Origin of the sequence: Mycobacterium basiliense, from assembly GCF_900292015.1 — a bacterium.
GTDB classification, from domain to species: domain Bacteria; phylum Actinomycetota; class Actinomycetes; order Mycobacteriales; family Mycobacteriaceae; genus Mycobacterium; species Mycobacterium basiliense.
Genome location: NZ_LR130759.1, coordinates 2977775 through 2997398, shown reverse-complemented (window position 1 = coordinate 2997398; position 19624 = coordinate 2977775). Strand labels below are relative to the sequence as shown.

Sequence of the window (19624 nt, the reverse complement as noted above, 5' to 3'; positions counted from 1 at the left end):
TTCGCCCCTTTTCTAGGCGCCTACGAGCTGATCGGTGGGCGCGGCTGGTGCCGAACGATTTTCGTAGTTGCGTTCGATCAACGTCTTCTGCCCTGACAACCTGGTCCGTGCCCACTTGCCGATCACGCGGCTGGCTATCCGGGGCTTCATTAGCGCCGATGGCGGCTTTACCAGGTGGACAACCGCCAGAAACTCGCGATAGGCGTCGAGATCGTCGTGGACCAACTCCAGCAGCCGGTCCATGTACCAGGTGAGCACCCCGAAATAGCAGGGACGCTTTTTGTCCACGTCTTTCATCCAGTCAAAGCGCAGGTTCTGCTCACGGATCACAAACCAGGCGGTGTCGGCCATCTTGGTGATGGCGCGGTAGTACCGGCGAGGCAAATCGCGGTGGCTCGGACCGTACTTGCCCAGGAGCAGCTGCATTTCCCGAACTTCCTTGAGTGCCAAGCTCATACCCAGGCCGGACACTGGATCCGCGCTGGTGTACGCGTCGCCTACGGCCAGCAGTGCGCGCGGCAGATTTCGCTTCTTCTCATAGTGCAGCCGCAGCATGTTCGGATAGCGGAAGTTGTAGATCGGCGACGCGGGTTCCAGCCCGTCGATGTTCTCCCCAATGACCGGCGAAGGCATGAGATTGGCGAACTCGCGAAATTCCCGTGCGGTACGCGGCGGCGAGTAACAGTTGTAGGCGACCAGCGACGTGGACAGGATGCTGCGCGAGCTGTCGGTGTAGTACTGCGCGGCGTAGGTGTCCTCGAATGGTCGGTACGCATAGCAGATCACCATCACCTTGTCCTGCCACTGTCGCTCCGGCGGGACTTTGTGCTGCATTGTGGAGTAGAAGCAGTTGATAATGTCCTGTTCGACCTCGGGGGCGCCAATGCCAATGCGCTCCAAGAACTCTGGTACCCGGGTGTTCTTGCCGGAGGCATCCACGACGAATTCGGCCGGTATCACCTCGAGTTCGCCGCCATCGCGCTGAACACCGACTCCGATGACCGTGTTGGTGTCACGGTCGAACAGCAGGTCGTTGACCTCCGACTCGTAGCGGAAGTCGATCCGAGGTTCGCTGTCGAGTCTGCGGCGCACACACCATTCCAATAGCGGCCGACCGGCGCACACGATCTCGATATCGCTAGTGCCGGGCTTCTTCCAGGTGCCGCCCAGGCGAATTCGGTATTGGGCTGCCATGTCGACTTTGAACGCGCCCTCACGGACCATGTCGTCGACGATGCCGGGGAAGAAGCGCTCCAACTCGATCTGCCCGGCAGTGAGTAGATGATGAAGGTGCCAGCCCTGCGCGGCGCCCGGCCTGCCCTCACGGCGAGGGTGCGGGTCGTCCTTCTCGAGAACAATGACCCGCTGGAAGGTCTCACTACATGCCTTGGCCGCGGCGATGCCGGCGATACTTCCGCCGATCACCACCGCGGTGCCGCGTCCGCGGCGGCGCACGTCGGCAATGTTCAGAGCCGAATAGTCGATCCGCGCCGGGTTGAGGCGGCGTGCCGCCCCACTGGCCACGAACTTCTCGAAGTACAGACCGACACTATGGAAGCCCTTGTCCGTCAGCCATCTTCGGGTCGCTTCAACCATCGCGTCTGGACCGCACAGGTAGACGTCGGCATCGCCACCGGCCAGCATCCGCTCCGTTAGCAAGTCGGTGACCACCCCTGTCGGTCCATCCCATTCGGCGTCCGGACGAGCGACGATGGTGTGCACTTCCAGGCCGGGGACCCGGCGTCGCAGCGCCGTGAGCTCATCGAGCTTGCACAGGTCCGCGGCGGAAGTCACCCCGTAGAGCAGGCATACCGGTTGTGCAACAGCAGGGTCCAGACTCTGGGCGATGGCCAGGATCGCCGAGAGACCGGTGCCGCCCGCGACCAGGATCATCGGCCGCGCACCGGGGCGCAGATAGAAGTTTCCTTTGCTGCCGCGCACCGCAATGTGGTCGCCCGGCTTGGCGCGGTCACGCAGATAGTCCGACATTGCGCCCTGCGGTAGCAGCCGGACAATGAACTCCAACTCACCACTACCGTCGCATGGATGCGCATAAGAGTAATTGCGCCACGCGTTGGTCCCGGGCACCTGCAATTGGGCGAACTGGCCCGCCTTGTATCGGATCTTGCCCGCCATGGCCGAAACATCCACCCGCAGGATGGCGGTGCTGGGCGATACCAGGTCGACCCCGGTCACCACACCGTCGCCGGTGACCAGTAGTGCCGCGTTGTCGTCGATCGGATACTGCAGCTCGATCCGACAGTCAGCGGTGGCGAATGTCTGGCAGGTGAGGATCTTTCGAGCCGCGCGCTCGACGTCGGACAGACCCTCGGTGCGGCCCATCTCGTATTGTCCCGAGGTGCACGTGGCCACACAGGTGCCGCATATCCCGCTTTGGCATTCGTTGACAATGGCAACGCCGTGTTCCTCGGCGGCCTCCAGCATCGACTGGTCCGGACGCACCGGCATGGTCTTGTGCGTGCCGTCCGCGTAACCGACGGTGACCTGTCGAACCGTCATTGCGGTATCCCTTCTCGCCCTTTTCGAGGACCGCTAGACGATCGCGGCCGCGGGCTTCTGGGGTTTGTTGGCGAGGCGCGCATTGAGTCTGGGCATGACTTCGTCGGCCAGTAGCCGCATTGACTCCTTCCAGGGACCGGGGTTCTCCCGATAGTCGAATCCCAGAATGAGCAGATGGCCAAAACCACCAACCTGGTCGTAGGTGGCCTCCAGCTTGTCGACCACCGTCTCGACCGAGCCCACCACGAAGGTGTTTTCGGCGAGATATTCCGGTGTTACATCGTCGTCGGGCACCGTGGGGTTGTGCTTGTAGAACTTCGTCATGCCGAACATGCGGAACGTTGGCAACACATACTCACGCATGGCTCGCCCCATGGTGCCGTCGACGGCATACCGGAAAGCCTGCTCATCGGTCTCAGCCACCAACACCTCACGTACCAGTCGCCAATCACGACGATCCGGCGTCCGGCCACTGCGTTCCGCGCCTTCCAGCACGGCATCCCAGTGGGTGGCGACATATTCGGTGTTGAGATCCAAACTCATCGGAAGGTAGCCTCGCTCGCCGGCCAGCTTAAGCGTCTCCGACCCGGCGCTGAAGCCGGTCACGCCGATGGGTGGGTGAGGTTGTTGATAGGGCTTGATGTGGCGCCGCATCAGACCCTCGAACATTGGTGCGATTCCGTTGGCGTTCCAGTACTTCCCGCGATGCTCCCACGGCTCGTCCTCGGTCCAGATGCGCAACATGATTTCCAGCGCTTCCCGGGTCATCTCGCGATGTTCGCCGTTCTTGCCGTCCACGTCGTAGAGCGCCCAGTCGCCCGGAATACCGCTGGCACCCACGCCCAACATGAAGCGGCCCTGGGCGAGGTGATCGAAGTACGCCACCCGGTGGGCAAGTTCGACCGGGTGGTGGTACGGCAGGAGATGAGCGCCCGGCGCGAGCTTGATCCGCTTCGTGCGTAGCAACGCCTGCGCCAACAGCAGATCGGGTGCGCAGATCGGCTCCCACGGCACGGTGAAGTGCTCGCCGACCCAGGCTTCCACGTAGCCCAGCTGATCTGCCAGCTCAATGATGTCGAGATCCCATTGGGTCGCGTCGTAGAGGCTGCGCTCCGGCGGATGGGCCGGCATGAGGAATATTCCGATCTCCATCGTGAACCCTTCTCGGTTGTGCCCGGCTTAGATGTCCGGCGCGCTGCGACCGCGCCTTCTGTAGGTATATCACAGTACTAGCAAGATACTTTAGTACTTACAAGACCCACTTTGCTTGGGAATTTATGACTCAGATAGAGAGTTAGATGCGTATTGGCTATGGACATTTCGCTCGGTCGCCGCGTAACCTCGCACACGTCACCCGTTCCGCGCGCAGTGAGCAGTGAGGAGCCGCCATGAGCGTCACCGGGGTCAGTCCGGTCGATCGCCGATCCGACGGCGGGCGGTCGGCGCCGGATTCCCTCGCCGATTTTCGGTACATCCGGTACGAAACTCTTGACGACGGCCGCATCGCGGCGATCACGCTCGACCGCCCAAAACAGCGCAACGCCCAGACACGCGGAATGTTGGTCGAGTTGGGTGCCGCCTTTGACCGCGCCGAAGGTGACGACGCGGTGCGTGTGGTCATCCTGCGTGCCGCGGGCCCCGCCTTTTCCGCCGGACACGACCTGGGCTCGGCTGACGATGTGCGCGAGCGGTCACCGGGGCCGGATCAGCACTCCACCTACCGGTGCAACGGCGGTACCTTCGGCGGGGTGGAATCGCGGAACCGCCAGGAATGGCACTACTACTTCGAGAACACCAAAAGGTGGCGCAATCTACGCAAGATCACCGTTGCCCAGGTGCACGGGACGGTGCTGTCGGCGGGCTTGATGCTGGCGTGGTGTTGCGACCTGATCGTCGCCAGCCAGGACACGATCTTCGCCGACGTCGTCGGTACCCGGCTGGGCATGTGTGGGGTGGAGTACTTCGGTCATCCCTGGGAGTTCGGGCCGCGCAAGGCCAAGGAACTGCTACTGACCGGTGACTCGATCGACGCTGACGAAGCCCACGCCCTCGGGATGGTCAGCAAGGTTTTTGCTGACAGTGAATTGACAAACAGCACAATAGAATTCGCTCGCAGAATTGCAAAGCTGCCGACCATGGCGGCGCTACTTATCAAGGAGTCGGTGAATCAGACCGTCGATGCCATGGGCTTCACGACGGCACTCGACGGATGTTTCAAGATCCACCAGCTCAATCATGCGCACTGGGGGGAGGTCACCGGCGGCAAGCTGTCCTATGGAACGGTCGAGTACGGTCTTGACGACTGGCGTGCCACACCCGAGATTCCACCGGCCGTCAAGCAGCGGCCCTGACCAGGGTACAGAGTGGATGTCACCTACCCGCCCGATGCGGAAGCGTTCCGTGGCCGCATCCGTGCTTTCCTAGCAACACACCTACCGGCCGGTTGGTCCGGGCCTGGAGCCCTGACGCCTGACGAGCGGGAAACCTTCACCCGGAATTGGCGCCGGTCGCTGGTTGCCCACGGTTTGGTTGCCGTGTCCTGGCCGAAGCGATACGGCGGCGGTGGTCTGTCCGCGATCGAGCAAGTGGTACTCGCCGAGGAGTTTGCCCGCGCCGGGGCGCCCGAGCCCGCCGAAAACGACTTGCTCGGAATCGAACTGCTGGGCAACACCTTGATCAAGTTGGGATCCGCGGAGCAAAAAAGCCACTTTCTGCCGCGCATTTTGTCCGGCGAGGATCGCTGGTGCCAGGGATTCTCCGAGCCGGACGCCGGGTCGGATTTGGCCGCCGTCCGCACCAGGGCCGTGCTCGATGGCTCAGGCTCGAATGAATGGGTGATCAACGGGCAGAAGATCTGGACGTCAGCCGGGCAAACCGCAAACTGGATCTTCCTGCTTGCCAGAACAAACCCAAGCGCTCCGAAACATAGGGGCCTGTCGTTGCTGCTGGTGCCGATGGATCAGCCAGGGGTCACGGTACGACCGATCGTCAACGCGGCCGGACATTGTTCATTCAGTGAAGTGTTCTTCACCGATGCCCGTACCGCGTCGGTCAACGTTGTCGGCGGGGTCGGCAGCGGATGGTCGACCGCGATGACCCTGCTCGGCTTTGAACGCGGATCTCAAATCACCACAGCTGCTATCGGATTTGGTCGTGACCTGGAGCGCCTGTGCGAGTTGGCACGAGAACGCGGTTTGCACACCGACCCGCACATCCGGGCCGGGCTGGCGTGGTGCTATTCGCGCGTCCAGATCATGCGGTACCGCGGCTATCGAGGGCTCACCTTGTCGCTGAACGGGTCACAACCTGGGGCCGAAGCGGCGATCACCAAGGTCATCTGGAGCGAATATTTCCGACGTTGCACCGACCTGGCCGCCGACATTCTCGGGCTCGAGGCGCTTAGCCCGCACGGCCCGGGCAACGGCGGAGCGCGGGTGGTACCCGAGGCGGGCACGGCCAACTCCCCCGCGTGCTGGATGGACGAGCTGCTGTACTCCCGTGCCGCGACGATCTATGCCGGCAGCTCGCAAATCCAACGCAACGTGATCGGCGAGCGACTGCTCGGACTTCCCAAGGAACCACTCTCGACTACCGGGCAGGGCGGGCCTTGACATGGACTTCCGCTACAGCGCCGAACAGGAGGAATTCCGCGCATCGCTTCGGGGCTTTCTGCGTGATCGGGCCCCGTCGGCACGGGTCCGAGAAGTGGCCAGCGCCGACGGTCACGACCGCCGGCTTTGGCAGCGGCTATGTGCCGAACTCGAGTTGCCCGCTCTGCATACGCCGGCAGAGTACGGCGGTGTGGGTGCCACGCTCGTCGAGACCGCGATCGCATTCGGTGAACTCGGACGGGCGCTCACGCCAATTCCGTACGTGGCCACGACGTTTGCGATCGAAGCGATCCTTCGTATGGGCGATGAAGAGCAGCGCAAGAGCCTACTCACCGATCTGCTCTGTGGCGATCGGATCGGGGCACTCGCGGCCGGTCGCCCCGGCGACATCGACCCAACCACGGCAACCGTACGAGCGCAGTGTCATGGCGATGTCCCGATGCTCACCGGCGAGTGCGCCCCGGTGTTACACGGCCAGGTGGCGGACCTGTTCGTCGTCCCGGCCGCGGCCAATGGCGCCGTGGTCTGGCACGTGCTGGCCGCCGACGCACCAGGGGTCACCGTCGTGCGCCTGCCCTCGTTCGACATCACCCGCCCCGTCGCCAAGCTACAGCTCGATCAGGCCCCGGCCGAAGCCCTGACCGCCGGCCCCCCCGACGCCGGTCAACGCCTGCTGGACGTCGCCCGAGCACTGCTGGCCGCCGAGATGCTCGGCGGTGCCGAGGCCTGCCTGCAGCTGGCTGTCACATACGCCAAGAGCCGAAAGCAATTCGATCGGTCGATCGGCTCATTTCAGGCCATCAAGCACAGCTGCGCGGACATGATGATCGAAATCGATGCGACCCGGGCGGCGGTGATGTTCGCGGCGATGTGCGCGGCCAACGGACACGAGCTCGACGTCGCCGCGCCACTGGCGAAGGCGCAAGCCGCGGACACTTACGTGTTGTGCACCGGCGCGGCGATCCAGGTTCATGGCGGCATCGCCTTCACCTGGGAACACGATCTGCAGCTGTACTTTCGCCGGGCCAAGACCACCGAAGCCCTGTTCGGCAGCAGTGCCTATCACCGGGCGTTGCTTGCGCAGCGTGCCGGCCTGTAGGCGTTATGCCGCTCGCGCGGTCAGGCCTTTGCGGCGGCCAGCGCGGCGTCGTAGTCAGGCTCTTGGGCTATTTCCGGCACCAGTTCGGTGTAGGCGACGTTGCCGTCGGCGCCGACTACCACGATGGCGCGGGCCAATAAACCGGCCATTGGGCCGTCGGTGATGGTGACGCCATAGTCCTCGCCGAAGCTGTCCCGAAATGCTGAAGCCGTCGCGACGTTCTCGATCCCCTCCGCGCCACAGAATCGCTTGAGGGCAAACGGCAGGTCTTTCGAGACACACAGCACGCTGAGCCCGCTGGCGGCGGCTCGCTCGTTGAAAGTGCGCACACTGGCCGCACACACCGGCGTATCGACGGACGGAAAGATATTCAGCACGACGGTCTTGCCGCGGAACTGGTCGTTGCCGACCGGCCCGAGATCGTCACCCGTGAGGGCAAAGTTGGGGGCCGGAGATCCGACGGCGGGTAGCTCGCCGACGGTATTGATCGCATTTCCGCGCAAAGTTATCTGTGCCATGCGAACAGTCTGCCAAGACCGGCATGGGAGTCGAATTTCAGGGCCGCCCACACCGGGCGTGTCCAAATTTGTGGGTTACATGGCGTAGACGACATGCCGTTGCTCGACGACCATTGAATCCGTGGTTCGTACAGTGATCATCGTGGGCTTTCCCGGTGTTCAGCCGCTCGACGTGGTGGGCCCGTTCGAGGTCTTCGCCGGCGCATCGCTGCTAACCGGGGGCGGCTACGACGTGGCGCTGGCCTCCGTCGACGAGCAACCGGTGACCACCGGGACCGGTCTGGCCTTTCTGACGACCCGACTGCCCGACCCGAGCGCGGTGGACACGGTTGTTCTCCCCGGCGGCGGAGGCGTCGACGCCGCACGTGGCAACCACGAGTTGATGGACTGGATCAAAGCCGTTTCGGGCACGGCCCGCCGCATCGTCACCGTGTGTACCGGGGCGTTTCTCGCGGCCGAGGCGGGGTTGCTTGACGGTAGCCGAGTCACCACCCACTGGGCCTTCGCCGACCGGCTGGCGTGCGAGTTTCCCGCCGTCGACGTCGATGCCGACCCGATTTTCATCCGCAGTTCGGAGACGGTATGGACGGCCGCCGGGGTGACCGCGGGAATCGACCTCTCGCTGGCGCTGATCGAGGACGACCACGGCACCGAAATCGCCCAAACAGTCGCCCGCTGGCTGGTGCTGTATTTGCGGCGCCCGGGCGGGCAGACGCAGTTCGCAGCGCCGGTGTGGATGCCGCGAGCCAAGCGGGTGTCCATCCGCGATGTTCAGCAGGCCATCGAATCGCAACCGGGCGGCTCGCACAGCATTGACGACCTGGCCCGGCGGGTGGCGATGAGCCCACGTCATTTCACCCGGGTGTTCACCGACGAAGTGGGCGAGACCCCGGGCCAGTACGTGGACCGTATCCGCACCGAAGCCGCGCGCCGCCAATTGGAGGAGACCGACGACACCATCGTCGCAATCGCCGCCAGATGCGGGTTCGGCACCGCCGAAACGATGCGGCGCAACTTCATCCGCCGGATCGGGATCTCGCCGGACCAATACCGCAAGGCCTTCGCCTAACCAGTCTTTGAGCTAACCAGTAAGGAGAACACCGATGACGCAAATCGCATTCGTCGCCTATCCAGGATTTACGGCGCTGGACATGATCGGCCCGTACGAGGTGCTGCGCAACCTCCCGCACACCGAGGTGCGATTCGTCTGGCATGAATCCGGGCCCGTAACCGCCGACTCCGGCGTACTGGTGCTCGGCGCCACGCATTCGCTAGCCGAAACACCCTCGCCCGATGTGATTCTCGTGCCAGGAGGACCGTCGACGCCTGTGCATGCGCGTGACGAGGAGCTGCTCGGTTGGCTGCGTCGGGCTCACCAGACCGCCAGCTGGACGACATCGGTATGCTCGGGCTCGGTGATTCTGGCCGCCGCTGGCCTGCTGCAGGACCGGCGCGCTACATCGCATTGGTTGACTGTCCCCGCGCTCAAGGCCTTCGGTGCCATCCCCGTCGCCGACGAGCGAATCGTTTACCAGGACAACGTGGTTACCAGCGCCGGCGTATCAGCGGGCCTAGACCTCGCGCTGTGGCTGGCCGGGCAGCTGGGCGGGGAGAGCCGCGCCAAGGCGATCCAGCTCATGATCGAGTACGACCCGCAGCCGCCGTTCGATTCCGGTCATATCTCGAAGGCATCTGGCGCGACGAAGGCCGCGGCGACGGCGATGCTGTCCAAGGACAGCATCAAACCGGCCAACCTCAAGGCCACGACGATGCTCGCCTGGGAGCAGGCGCTGGGCGCGGCACGATCGCGGTGGCGTAAGCGCCAGCCGATCGACTCGTCGGTCTAGCCCCGGGCGAGCATCACGAGTACGAAACGGTCGCCTCGAATGCGTCCGCGACGTGAGCCGCGGTGACTTCGCGGGCGATGGTGTCGAAGTTGTCGTCCAAGAAGCCCGTCTTTTCAAGATGGGCTTCGATGCGGGGCAGCAGATATCTGTCGACCGGACAGTCTTTGAGGAGGTGGCTGTCGAAATGCCGCGCGATCGGGCTGGTGTCGCAGGCACCCAGGAAGGCGCACGAGGTACACACCGCTTCCTTCAGGCGTGCCTCCTCAGCGACGAGGCTGCGGTAGGTGGCGCCATCGACGATGTCCTCGATGGGTTTCTCGGTGAGGTTTCCGAGGTTCCCGTGCTCACGATAGGCGTCACAGGTCAGCGTGCCATCACGGTCGATGACGAGGACGTCGTTGCCCAACAGCGCGCGGTCTTGCCTCGGGCGCACCAAGCCCAGACGTTTCAGGATTATTGTGCGCACGTAATGGTCAAGAGGATCTACCCGCGGGGTCATGCCGGCCGAGATCCACAGGTCAAAAAACACCATCATCGCGTCGAGAATCGCCGACTTGTCGATTGTCACGCCATCCATCGGCCGCGCCGACGGGCCGCTGAACAGAGGCAGCAGCCGCGCCGGCTTCCCCAGCTGAGTGATCTCCTCGAACACCTGCCTGATCCGACTTACCGTATGTGCGGCCAGCACCGTAATGATGCTGAAGGGCAAGCCTCTTTCCTGTAGACGGCGCAGGTTCGCCCGCACCGCTACTTCGGTCGGACGGCCGCCCGCCGTCAATCGCACGCCCTGTGAGAAATCGACGGAGACACCGAGTTCAATTTCGTATTCTTCGAATACGTCCAGGTGCGCGTCCTTCACGGCGTAGAGATTCGTTTGCAGTACGTTTCTCACCCGGCGGCTTTCAATCCATTCGTTTGGAAAAATCTCCCGCTGAAGTGCGAAAACGCGCTCGAAATAGGGTCGCGGTAGCAGTGTCGGCTCGCCGCCGTGCCAAATGATATCGAGCGGAATGTCGTAGCCGCAGCGCTGACTCGTCAACTCGGCGTAGTCGCGGATGGTCACCAGAGCGTGTGTCCACACATCCTCCGACATCCTGGTCGGGTCGGACAGGTGGTCCCACTCGTAGCAATACTTGCATCGCAGATTGCAGAGCTTGGTGGTCTTGATTACCCATTGCATAACGGCACTCCGAGCGAAGCCTGAGGATTGACGACTCCGTACCCGACTACTGGGACCGCTCGCGATCTGCTGGCAGCAAGTAGAAGACGGCCCAGTCGGGGATTTGGCCGGAAGCGGCGGTGCCACCGACTAGACGGCCTTTCTCGATCTCCAGCGTCTTGCCGCACGTCAAAACGAAGGTGCCCGACGGTGCCGCATCGGCGGTTGCGTCCGCCGACACCAACTCCGCGGCCGACGAGGACGTGCCGGTGAGTGTGCTGACTCGAATTTCGCGGCCGTCCACGGTCTTGAGTGTGACGACGCTCGGGCGGAAGCCGCCGCTGGGAGTCGTGCCACGGTCTTCGACAAAAGCCGACAGGACAGACGCAGGGGTCGCCGACTCCAACGCCTCCGAGATCGCCCTGCTGACAACTGATTGCGCCGTCTCGATCAAAATAGTCAATTTCACTCCTGAGTTGATGGGCATCGATCCGGCCTATTGAGACCGTATTCGATATCGATGGGACCTCGAAGGGTAGCCATACATCGTCGAAAGGAGTGTACACCAATTCTCGGCAAAGCCACACCACGCATTTGGCGTCCGGCGAAATGCAACGAATTTTCGAAGGACATTCTATTTTCCCATTCTATTTTCACCTTCATGTCTTGGAAGCGTGGTCTCAAGAAAGTGTGTGAGTCAGGGCAAATACCGGTCGGGGGTCCGGTATCGGCGGAGTCCGGATTGAGCCGGGGGGCTAGGCCGATCGACTGCCCGCCCGGTTGTCGACGCCTCGGCAGGTTGCCCGACGAACTGTGCGGTTAGATCTCAGTTGCGGACGGGCACCGCAATCGACGCCAGCGGATTGGTGCGGCAAAAGGAGGTCGATGACGCCACGAGAGAGCCGAGAGGCCAAGCGACGCAGCTTGATGCGGAGCCTCACTACGCTGTGTGTCCGGTATGTCGAACGCTTCATGCCGGATCCGTACTTGTTTGCGGTCATCCTCACTCTCATCGTGATCGCCCTGGTTGCGCTGCTCGTCAAAGACGCAACGGTGGCCGGCATCCTCAACGCCTGGTACGACGGAGTCTGGGGATCGCAGAACATCTTCACGTTCGCGTTCCAAATGGTGCTGATCCTGGTCACTGGTTTCACGCTGGCCGAGGCTCCCCCATTGAAGCGGGCCATCATTTTTGTTGCAAGTAAGCCACAAAATCAGGTGCAGGGCGCTCTGCTCTGTTTCGGCATCAGCGCGGTGTTTTCCCTCGTGAATTGGGGCCTTGGTCTGGTATCGGGTGCTTTGGTCGCGCGTCAGGTGGCCAAACGATTTGCGGGCGTCCATTTCGGCTATCTCGTCGCTGCCGCATTTATGGGTTTTATTGTCTGGACCCAGGGGCTGTCGTCGTCGATCGCGCTTGCGAACACCGACACGAAGAGCCCAATCAACGTAATTCACAAGATGACTGGCATCGATGTGCCGTTGCAGTTCACAATCTTCCAGCCCTACAGTTGGGTGGCCGCAGGCGTCGTGCTTGCGCTGCTGGCCGCCGCAATCCGGCGCATGGAGCCTGTGCACCAACTCGAGCCCGATGCCGCGGTCTTCGAGGAACAGGACACCGTAGTCGATTCGCCCGCTGGCCCAAGGACGTTTGCTCACCGGTTGGAAAGGCTATGGATCCTCAATGTCCTTCTCTTCGTTGCGGGCATAACCTACTTCTGGCTCAGCGGGTTTGCGATCAACATCTCGTCAATGATCATGTTGTTCACCGTCACCAGCGCGTTGCTGCACCGCACACCGATTCGCTTCATTCGGGCGTTTTGCGGCGCGGCCAAGGTATCGGGTCCACTGCTGCTGCAATACCCGCTATACGGCGGCATCGTTGGTCTGCTGGGGTATCTACCGACGCAATCGCCGGGGGCGGCGGGCAAGCCGTTGCAGGCGGTGCTCGCCGAGGCGCTGGTGACTGGCGCGAACGAGTACACCCTCCCGTTTCTCACCTTCGTCGGCTCGATCGTCATTTCGCTGTTCGTGCCGTCCGGCGGTGGGCACTGGGCGGTGCAGGGGCCGGTCGCGGTCGACTCGGCACTCGCCATTGGTCAAGCTTCGCCGGCCTACCTGGGTCTGATATCCATGTCAGTTGCGGTCGGCGAGGCGGTCGCAAACATGATCCAGCCGTTTTGGCTGCTTCCATTGTTGGCGATCGCAAAGCTCAATGTCCGCCAGGTGATGGGCTTTACGGTGATCGCCTTCCTGATTGGTTCGGCGGTGGCCGGCGTCGCGGTCCTGATTGCTCCCCATGTGCTCTGATGTTGCGCACGCGGCTGCGCCTTTGGATATCAGCGCTGAGTTGGTGCGTCGCCTCATCGACTCGCAATTCCCCCAGTGGTCCTCGCTAGCCATCAAATCCGTTGCACCACAAGGCATAGATAACCGCACCTTCCGGCTCGGCACCCAGCTGTCGGTACGGTTGCCGGCGGGCGACCGGTATGCGGGTCAGGTTGCCAAGGAACAGCGCTGGCTTCCCCGACTGGCGCCACAACTGCCCCTGGCGATACCGCAACCAGTCGCCATGGGCACACCGGCCTATTGCTACCCCCATCATTGGTCGGTGTACCGCTGGCTCGAAGGCACCACCGCGGCCCAGACGATCACTGACTGGCGCCCAATCGCCCGGCGGCTTGCCGAGTTTCTGCGCGCACTGCGCGGCATCAATCCCAGCGGTGGTCCACGGCCCGGACCGCACAACTTCTTTCGTGGGGCATCGGTTTCGGTCTACTCGGACGAAGCTCAGGCCGCGATCGATGACCTCGGCGATGACATCGATGGCTCCGCTGTGCGGGCCGCATGGGCCGCCGCCGTCGACAGCAGGTGGACCGGCGAGCCGCGCTGGTTTCACGGTGACATTGCGGCGGACAACTTGCTGACCCACGATGGGTGCCTGACCGCAGTTATCGACTTCGGCCTTAGCGGCATCGGAGATCCCGCTTGCGACAGTGTCATCGCCTGGACCCACTTCGACGGCGCCAGCCGAAATGCATTTCGCCGAGCTCTTGGTGTCGATGCCGCTACCTGGCGCCGCGGCCGCGGATGGGCGCTGTGGAAGGCCCTGATCACCTTGCGTAGCAGTCTGGAAGCCGACCACCAACGCGCCGCTGCGGCTTGTCGGGCCATCATCGAGCGCATTCTCAGCGATCACGCGGCTGATCACTAGTCGTTGGCGAGGCCTCCGCACCGACGTCGCCGTCCCTCCTGACTGGTTAGGTCTCGGGTTGTGGGATCTCGTTGGTGGCTAGCTTGCCGCCGGCGTGCATCCAGGCAGCGATGACGCGGGGTGCATCACGGTTGGGGTTGTAGATGTCTTCCTCACTGGAAAACAGGCCGTCACCGGCGTAGACGAGTCGGGTCCAGTTGGGGAACCAGAACGGCTCACCGCTGGGATCGGTGGGGTGATCGAGCAGGTTCTTGATCATCAGCACGACGGCGTCGTTGTCTTCGTCGTAGGCAATCCACTCGTGGGGGAAGCGCATGTTCGGAAAAGGCGCCATGACCGCAACGATCCACTCGCGCACTGCCTCGCGCCCGTGAAATACCCCGTAGTGGTGTTCGGTATAGATGACGTCTTCGGTGAACAAATCTGCGAAGGGCCCCCAATTTCCAGAGGCAGAGCACTCCTCGGTGACTGCGGAGTAGTGCCTGACTGCTTGATCTATTTCGGATTTCGGGAAGTTGCCCATACCAGACACACTAGAACGTGTGTCGTTTGGCAGTAACCGTCCGAAGGGGATGACGAATGAGTGTGTTAGACCTGTTCGACTTGCGCGGCAAGCGGGCGCTCATCACCGGGGCCTCCACCGGCATCGGCAAGAAAGTGGCGCTGGCCTACAGCGAAGCCGGGGCCGAAGTCGCGATAGCCGCACGGCATTCCGACGCCCTTCAGACGTTGGCCGACGAGATCGCTGCGGCTGGCGGCAAAGCCATTCCTATCTGCTGTGATGTGACGCAGCAGGATCAGGTTGCCAGCATGGTGGACCAGACGATAGGTGAGCTGGGTGGCGTCGACATCGCCGTTTGCAATGCTGGAATAGTCGCTGTCACCCCGATGCTGGACATCACCCTGCAAGAGTTCCAGCGCATACAGAACACGAACGTGACCGGGGTCTTTCTCACTGCGCAGGCGGCTGCCAGGGCGATGGTCGCACACGGCCAGGGCGGAAGCATCATTACCACGGCGTCGATGTCTGGGCACATCATCAATGTCCCCCAACAGGTAAGCCACTACTGCACTTCCAAGGCAGCAGTCGTACACCTGACCAAGGCCATGGCCGTGGAGTTGGCTCCGCACAACATCCGGGTGAACAGCGTCAGTCCGGGATACATCCTCACCGAGCTCGTCGAGCCGCTGGCGGAATACCACGCGCTCTGGGAGCCAAAGATTCCGCTGGGCCGCATCGGCCGGCCGGAAGAACTTACGGGCCTATACCTGTACCTCGCCAGCGCGGCGTCCAGCTACATGACCGGCTCGGACATCGTCATCGACGGCGGTTACACCTGCCCGTGAAGCAACACCGGCACCTCAACGCCGCTTTCCCTGCGCGGTCTGCGGCCAAACCGCCGGGTGGGTCCGGCTGTTGAAATCGGCCGAACCGCTTGCCGATTCATTACTTAGCTGCCGTCGCACGTCCGCAACGCCAAGCCAGACTCATCGTGGAGACGTTCTTCGGTCTGGCCAACGGCCGGTGTCGGCCGACCGAATCGACTTGGTGGCCGAGGCGCTTGCCGAGCCGAACGCGTCGGCGCTGTATCGAATTGTGTACCCGAGGTGCCGTTCCACAGCCCGTGGCGGCGCTTCGAGGACGGACCGTTCAGCGGTATCGACGGCGATCGCCAACGGGAGCATTTCCATGTGCTGGCCTGCTGAAGCTCACTACACCATGCGCTCGACGATGCACGGGCGGCCGAAACGGGTTCGTACGCCGGGTGAAAACAGGGCACGCAAGAGCTCCCCCGCGGGCCGCGCGCCGCTCGCCGAGATCAGCTGCTCATCCAGCTCGACGATCTCCGCCGCATGCAACCGCCAGGGTCCGTGTTCGTTCGGCACCCACCACGTCCGTCCGGCCTTGCGAGTGTGTGCTCCCCAACGAGCGGTGAGCCAGATTTCCAAGGGAGTCGGTTCGACCTGCTCGCCTACGGTGATTGTCAGCCGGCTGCGTAGGCCACGCCGGGGCCAGCGTCGCACGCTGGCATAGGTGACGCGTGATCCAGCCCATCCCATCCGCATCCGCGCCCAAGTGTAAGGAACACCGAGGCCGATGCGGGTGACGGGCACAACGGCCAGGCGAGCCGTTTCCAGCGAACGGAACATGACGCCGTGGCGGCCGGCGTCGTCCACCGAGTAGAGGCGGACGTTTGTCTCGAGGAACCGGCCAAAATACGGGAGCGGCAGCGCCGTGCCGACCTTGGTGCTGGTCATGGAAAACGGAACCAGGCCGACGTACGTCAACCCATCAGCGAACACGTCGGGGCGTGTCCCCGGCGGATACATATCCGCGACGCTCGCCGGCAGCACGGGCCAATGGAGAAAGGTCAGGTCGCACCAGTGCTGTTCGAAGATAACCGGGCGGGCCAGGGGCGCCGGCGAGACAGGATAGCCAGCAAGGTACTGACTTGCCGCCGACTCTGAGTCCGACGGGTCGGGTAGGGCGCTCACCTCACCATCGTGACATGCGAGACGGCCACGGCGCCGGCTTTCGCCAAGGACCACTCGGCCACCGCACGGGTCACGGTGTCCGGCATTGGCTGGGCGACACCGATTAGATTGCCGCGCAATGGATTAAGATCCATCGCTACTGCACTGACGAGCTGTTCGATTCGTCCGCACGAAAAGCTAAGGAGCCAACGTCACCAGGCCCGGCCGTTTGCAGTCAGGTCTTCACCCTGGGCTTGGGAGTGATCCTCAGCGCGTAGGCCGGCCAGACGTCCAGTCTGTCGGGGAAGGTGACGTTGATGCGGTCGTCGGTGCAGTCGTGTTCGAGGGTGCCGCCGCCGAGTAGCCGCACCCTGGTATCCGCATTCCCCGTGAGCCCTAACAGTCCCACCCGGCGTTCGCCAGGAGCCTGTAGGAACGTCGCATACACTGCATCTTCGCCCTGTGTGAACCGCACTCCGGTGCCGTCGGTGGCGGTGGCCTCCGCGATAGTCCAAGGCCGGGTATCGAAGTAAGCTTCCCCCGTCACGTCGAGCCATGCGCCGAAGTTCGCGAGCAGTCTTTCTTGCGGCTCGGGAATCGTACCGTCCGGGTGCGGCCCGATACCCAGCAGCAGGTTGCCGTTCTTGCTTACCAGGTCGGCGAAGCCACGAGCCAGTTCGGTGAGGGACAGCATCTCGTCGGGACCCTCTTGGCGGTTGTTACCGAATGAGTTCCCCACGCCGCGAGTCGATTCCCATTTGAACGTCTTGATGTCGTCGTATTGGGCGTATTCCGGGGTGCGGAAATCATAGTGAAAGCCAGCGGGGAAGTCGAGGACCCGGAATCGGTTGGGCAGGAACCGCCATACCGCGTTGGCCAAACTGAGACCGCCCTTCACCAGTGGCTCCACACCGGGAACCCTGGGTACCGGAAATTGCGCCCAGCGGTCGTTGATGACTCCGTCCGGCACCTGGTTGTAGTAATGCGCAAATAGTTCGACGAGATTGGACTGGGGCGGATAGCCGATGTCGTTCCAGAGCACCGATGGCTGGTAGCGGTTGATGAGTTCTCGGATGTGGTTGTCCGCGTATTGGGCATACTCGGGGGTCTGCACGAGCGAACCAGCCATTCCCACAAGGTCTTTGATGACTAGCGGGTTGAACGTCCAGTCGTATCCGCCCGAGTAGTACAGCCCCATCTTCAGGCCGCGGTCGCGCACGGCGCTCGTCAGGTCTCCGACCACATCGCGGGTGGATTGCCAGGAGTCCTTGTAAGGGTTGGGATGCCGGCTGGGCCACAACGTGAAGCCGTCGTGGTGCTTGGTGGTGAGGACGATATAGCGAGCGTTTACCCGGGCGAAGAACTGGGCCCAGGAGTCGGGATCGAACTGCTTCAACGCCTTATTGAAGATCGGTTTGAAGTCGTCGTAAGTGAAGTCGGCGCCGTAAGTTTCAACGTGGTGCCGCCAGGACGGGCTGCCGGGGATACCGATAGTGTTTTGGTACCACTCGGCATACGGGTTGTGTTTGAGCCAATACGCCGGACCCTTGGTCGCGATGAGTTCCTGGGTGTCGGCCTCGAGCGGAGCCCATCCGGGCACTGAATACAGACCCCAGTGGATGAAGATGCCGAACTTCGCGTTTTCAAACCATTCGGGCATGGGATGTGCGGCAAGTGATTTCTTGGTCGGGAGGTATTCGGCCATCCCCGCACCTTACTAGGACTGATGCGCGATGGGTGGGCTTCGTCCGTATTGTCCTCGGTCGGTGGGCCATGTCGGTAATGGTCCACCCTCGGTCTCGCAAAGCCAAGGTGCACTGCGGATTTCGGGAAGCAAGGGCGTAGAGATGGAAACGATCCGTTCCGGGAGTGTACCTATTGGGGTATTGGGGGCAGGAGGCGGCGCACGCGAAGAATCATCACGATCACCACCGCGGACACCCCACTTCGGCGTGATCGAGTGCCGAGCATGCGCTGTTGCGGTACGGTTCAGGAGAACGAACCGAGGCACGCCAAGAGAATTGGCGCCGGTGCTGCCGAGTGCGTCGATGGTGTCATCACGGTATCCGCCGCAGCTCCCCGCCAGACATGCCGGGAGGTACCTGATGACGACCCCCATGGCCTAGGGTGTTTGGGAGATACTGACAACTAGCGCGCCACCAATCGACCCAAAGGGAGCGCATCTCGCTGAGGCGAGGGAGCCGTTGCCGTGGGCCGAGTTGTCGCTATGTCTGGCTCGCCGACACGCCGTGATGTCGCAGCGACGGAACCCGCACAACGGCAGTGGAATTCCTGCTGTCAGCCGGCACCAATCGCTAGACCTCGCCGTGGCGGCAAGGCATGATAAGTGTTCGCGCACACCTACCACCATCCGATCACCCGGCCACCTGCGCTGTGGCTCTGGGCTTGGGAGTTAGGAAGACATGCCAGTTATCGACGCGCGTCCGTTCCCCTATCAGTTCGACATCAACCACTCGGCGCTGGTCTGCATTGATATGCAGCGGGATTTCTGCATGCCCGGCGGATTCGCCGACTCCCTTGGCAACGATGTCAAGAATGTCGCACCCTGCATCCCGGTTATCCGAGAGCTGCAAGATGCCTTTCGTAGGATCGGTGTGCCGGTGATCCATACCAAAGAGTGCCACAAACCGGATCTGTCCGACCTGCCGACGGCCAAGCTCAATCGGGGCAATCCGAAATTGAAGATCGGCAGTGTCGGTCCGCTGGGACGAATCCTGATCGACGGCGAGGGAGGGTCGGATTTCATCGCCGAGAATGTTCCGCTGAAGGACGAGCTCGTTATTCCCAAACCCGGAAAAGATGCGTTCTATCGCACCGTCTTTCATGACTACCTCATGACCCGCAACATCAGCAACCTGGTGATCACTGGGATTACGACGGAGGTCTGCGTGCAGACCACGATGCGTTGTGCAAACGATCGTGGCTACGACTGCCTGCTGATCGAGGATGCGACCGACAGCTACTTTCCCGAATTCAAAGAAATGACGCTGCGGTCTCTGGTCGCGCAGGGCGGTATCGTCGGGTGGACCTGTACCTCGGACAAACTCTTGGATGCGTTGGCGTCGATATGAGACACGAACCCGATGACCAACGCCGTCGGATGGCGGAATTCGGTTGCGTGCACCGGTCCCTCGGCGCTTGCCGAGGGACACCTGGAGAAAGT

Annotated in this window: 17 protein-coding genes; 9 read left to right on the top strand and 8 right to left on the bottom strand. The window is 62.6% G+C overall.

The window, feature by feature from the left end:
* Positions 1-12: 12 nt before the first annotated feature.
* Positions 13-2520, bottom strand: coding sequence for an FAD-binding oxidoreductase (locus tag MB901379_RS12765; RefSeq protein ID WP_158017032.1), 2508 nt, complete (start codon positions 2518-2520; stop codon positions 13-15).
* A gap of 33 nt (positions 2521-2553) precedes the next feature.
* The gene (locus MB901379_RS12760; RefSeq protein ID WP_158017031.1) at positions 2554-3672 is read right to left on the bottom strand and encodes an LLM class flavin-dependent oxidoreductase; all 1119 of its coding nucleotides are present in this window, start codon (positions 3670-3672) and stop codon (positions 2554-2556) included.
* 236 nt (positions 3673-3908) lie between these two features.
* Between MB901379_RS12760 and MB901379_RS12755 the strand changes: the two genes are divergently transcribed.
* The 3 genes from MB901379_RS12755 to MB901379_RS12745 are packed head-to-tail and all read left to right on the top strand — an operon-like array spanning position 3909 to position 7230.
* On the top strand, positions 3909-4871 hold the full coding sequence (locus tag MB901379_RS12755) for an enoyl-CoA hydratase (protein ID WP_158017030.1): 963 nt from the start codon (positions 3909-3911) through the stop codon (positions 4869-4871).
* A gap of 12 nt (positions 4872-4883) precedes the next feature.
* Complete coding sequence (locus tag MB901379_RS12750; protein ID WP_158017029.1) at positions 4884-6131, top strand: acyl-CoA dehydrogenase; 1248 nt, start codon at positions 4884-4886, stop codon at positions 6129-6131.
* 1 nt (position 6132) lies between these two features.
* Entirely contained in the window at positions 6133-7230 is a 1098-nt protein-coding gene (locus MB901379_RS12745; protein ID WP_158017028.1) for an acyl-CoA dehydrogenase family protein, read from the top strand.
* Positions 7231-7250: 20 nt separating this feature from the next.
* On the opposite strand, the gene tpx is transcribed toward MB901379_RS12745, so the two are convergent.
* Positions 7251-7748, bottom strand: coding sequence for a thiol peroxidase (gene tpx / locus MB901379_RS12740; protein ID WP_158017027.1), 498 nt, complete (start codon positions 7746-7748; stop codon positions 7251-7253).
* A gap of 121 nt (positions 7749-7869) precedes the next feature.
* Here tpx and MB901379_RS12735 point away from each other — a divergent pair, with 121 nt between their 5' ends.
* Together MB901379_RS12735 and MB901379_RS12730 are read left to right on the top strand one after the other, a co-directional pair.
* Complete coding sequence (locus tag MB901379_RS12735) at positions 7870-8817, top strand: GlxA family transcriptional regulator (RefSeq protein ID WP_158017026.1); 948 nt, start codon at positions 7870-7872, stop codon at positions 8815-8817.
* Positions 8818-8851: 34 nt separating this feature from the next.
* A complete protein-coding gene (locus MB901379_RS12730) occupies positions 8852-9595 on the top strand; it encodes a DJ-1/PfpI family protein (RefSeq protein WP_158017025.1) in 744 nt (247 codons plus the stop codon).
* Positions 9596-9608: 13 nt separating this feature from the next.
* Here the strand turns inward: MB901379_RS12730 and MB901379_RS12725 are convergent, their stop codons facing one another.
* Together MB901379_RS12725 and MB901379_RS12720 are read right to left on the bottom strand one after the other, a co-directional pair.
* The gene (locus MB901379_RS12725; RefSeq protein WP_158019135.1) at positions 9609-10775 is read right to left on the bottom strand and encodes a radical SAM protein; all 1167 of its coding nucleotides are present in this window, start codon (positions 10773-10775) and stop codon (positions 9609-9611) included.
* Positions 10776-10821: 46 nt separating this feature from the next.
* Positions 10822-11223: a hypothetical protein gene (locus MB901379_RS12720; protein WP_232021829.1), complete on the bottom strand. Its 402-nt coding sequence runs from the start codon at positions 11221-11223 to the stop codon at positions 10822-10824.
* A 416-nt stretch (positions 11224-11639) separates the two neighbouring features.
* Here MB901379_RS12720 and MB901379_RS12715 point away from each other — a divergent pair, with 416 nt between their 5' ends.
* Together MB901379_RS12715 and MB901379_RS12710 are read left to right on the top strand one after the other, a co-directional pair.
* Positions 11640-13061 (top strand): TIGR00366 family protein, encoded by a 1422-nt coding sequence (locus tag MB901379_RS12715; RefSeq protein WP_158017023.1) that lies wholly within the window; start codon positions 11640-11642, stop codon positions 13059-13061.
* A 43-nt stretch (positions 13062-13104) separates the two neighbouring features.
* A complete protein-coding gene (locus tag MB901379_RS12710; RefSeq protein WP_232021828.1) occupies positions 13105-13965 on the top strand; it encodes an aminoglycoside phosphotransferase family protein in 861 nt (286 codons plus the stop codon).
* Between the two features lie 46 nt (positions 13966-14011).
* Here the strand turns inward: MB901379_RS12710 and MB901379_RS12705 are convergent, their stop codons facing one another.
* Positions 14012-14488: a nuclear transport factor 2 family protein gene (locus MB901379_RS12705; RefSeq protein ID WP_158017021.1), complete on the bottom strand. Its 477-nt coding sequence runs from the start codon at positions 14486-14488 to the stop codon at positions 14012-14014.
* 56 nt (positions 14489-14544) lie between these two features.
* On the opposite strand from MB901379_RS12705, the gene MB901379_RS12700 reads away from it, so the two are divergent.
* Positions 14545-15312, top strand: coding sequence for an SDR family oxidoreductase (locus MB901379_RS12700; RefSeq protein ID WP_158017020.1), 768 nt, complete (start codon positions 14545-14547; stop codon positions 15310-15312).
* A 366-nt stretch (positions 15313-15678) separates the two neighbouring features.
* On the opposite strand, the gene MB901379_RS12695 is transcribed toward MB901379_RS12700, so the two are convergent.
* Both MB901379_RS12695 and MB901379_RS12690 read right to left on the bottom strand, forming a co-directional pair.
* Positions 15679-16461 (bottom strand): YqjF family protein, encoded by a 783-nt coding sequence (locus tag MB901379_RS12695; protein ID WP_158017019.1) that lies wholly within the window; start codon positions 16459-16461, stop codon positions 15679-15681.
* 214 nt (positions 16462-16675) lie between these two features.
* A complete protein-coding gene (locus tag MB901379_RS12690) occupies positions 16676-18145 on the bottom strand; it encodes an alpha-L-fucosidase (RefSeq protein WP_158017018.1) in 1470 nt (489 codons plus the stop codon).
* 718 nt (positions 18146-18863) lie between these two features.
* On the opposite strand from MB901379_RS12690, the gene MB901379_RS12685 reads away from it, so the two are divergent.
* Positions 18864-19532: a cysteine hydrolase family protein gene (locus MB901379_RS12685; protein WP_158017017.1), complete on the top strand. Its 669-nt coding sequence runs from the start codon at positions 18864-18866 to the stop codon at positions 19530-19532.
* The last annotated feature ends 92 nt before the right edge of the window (positions 19533-19624 follow it).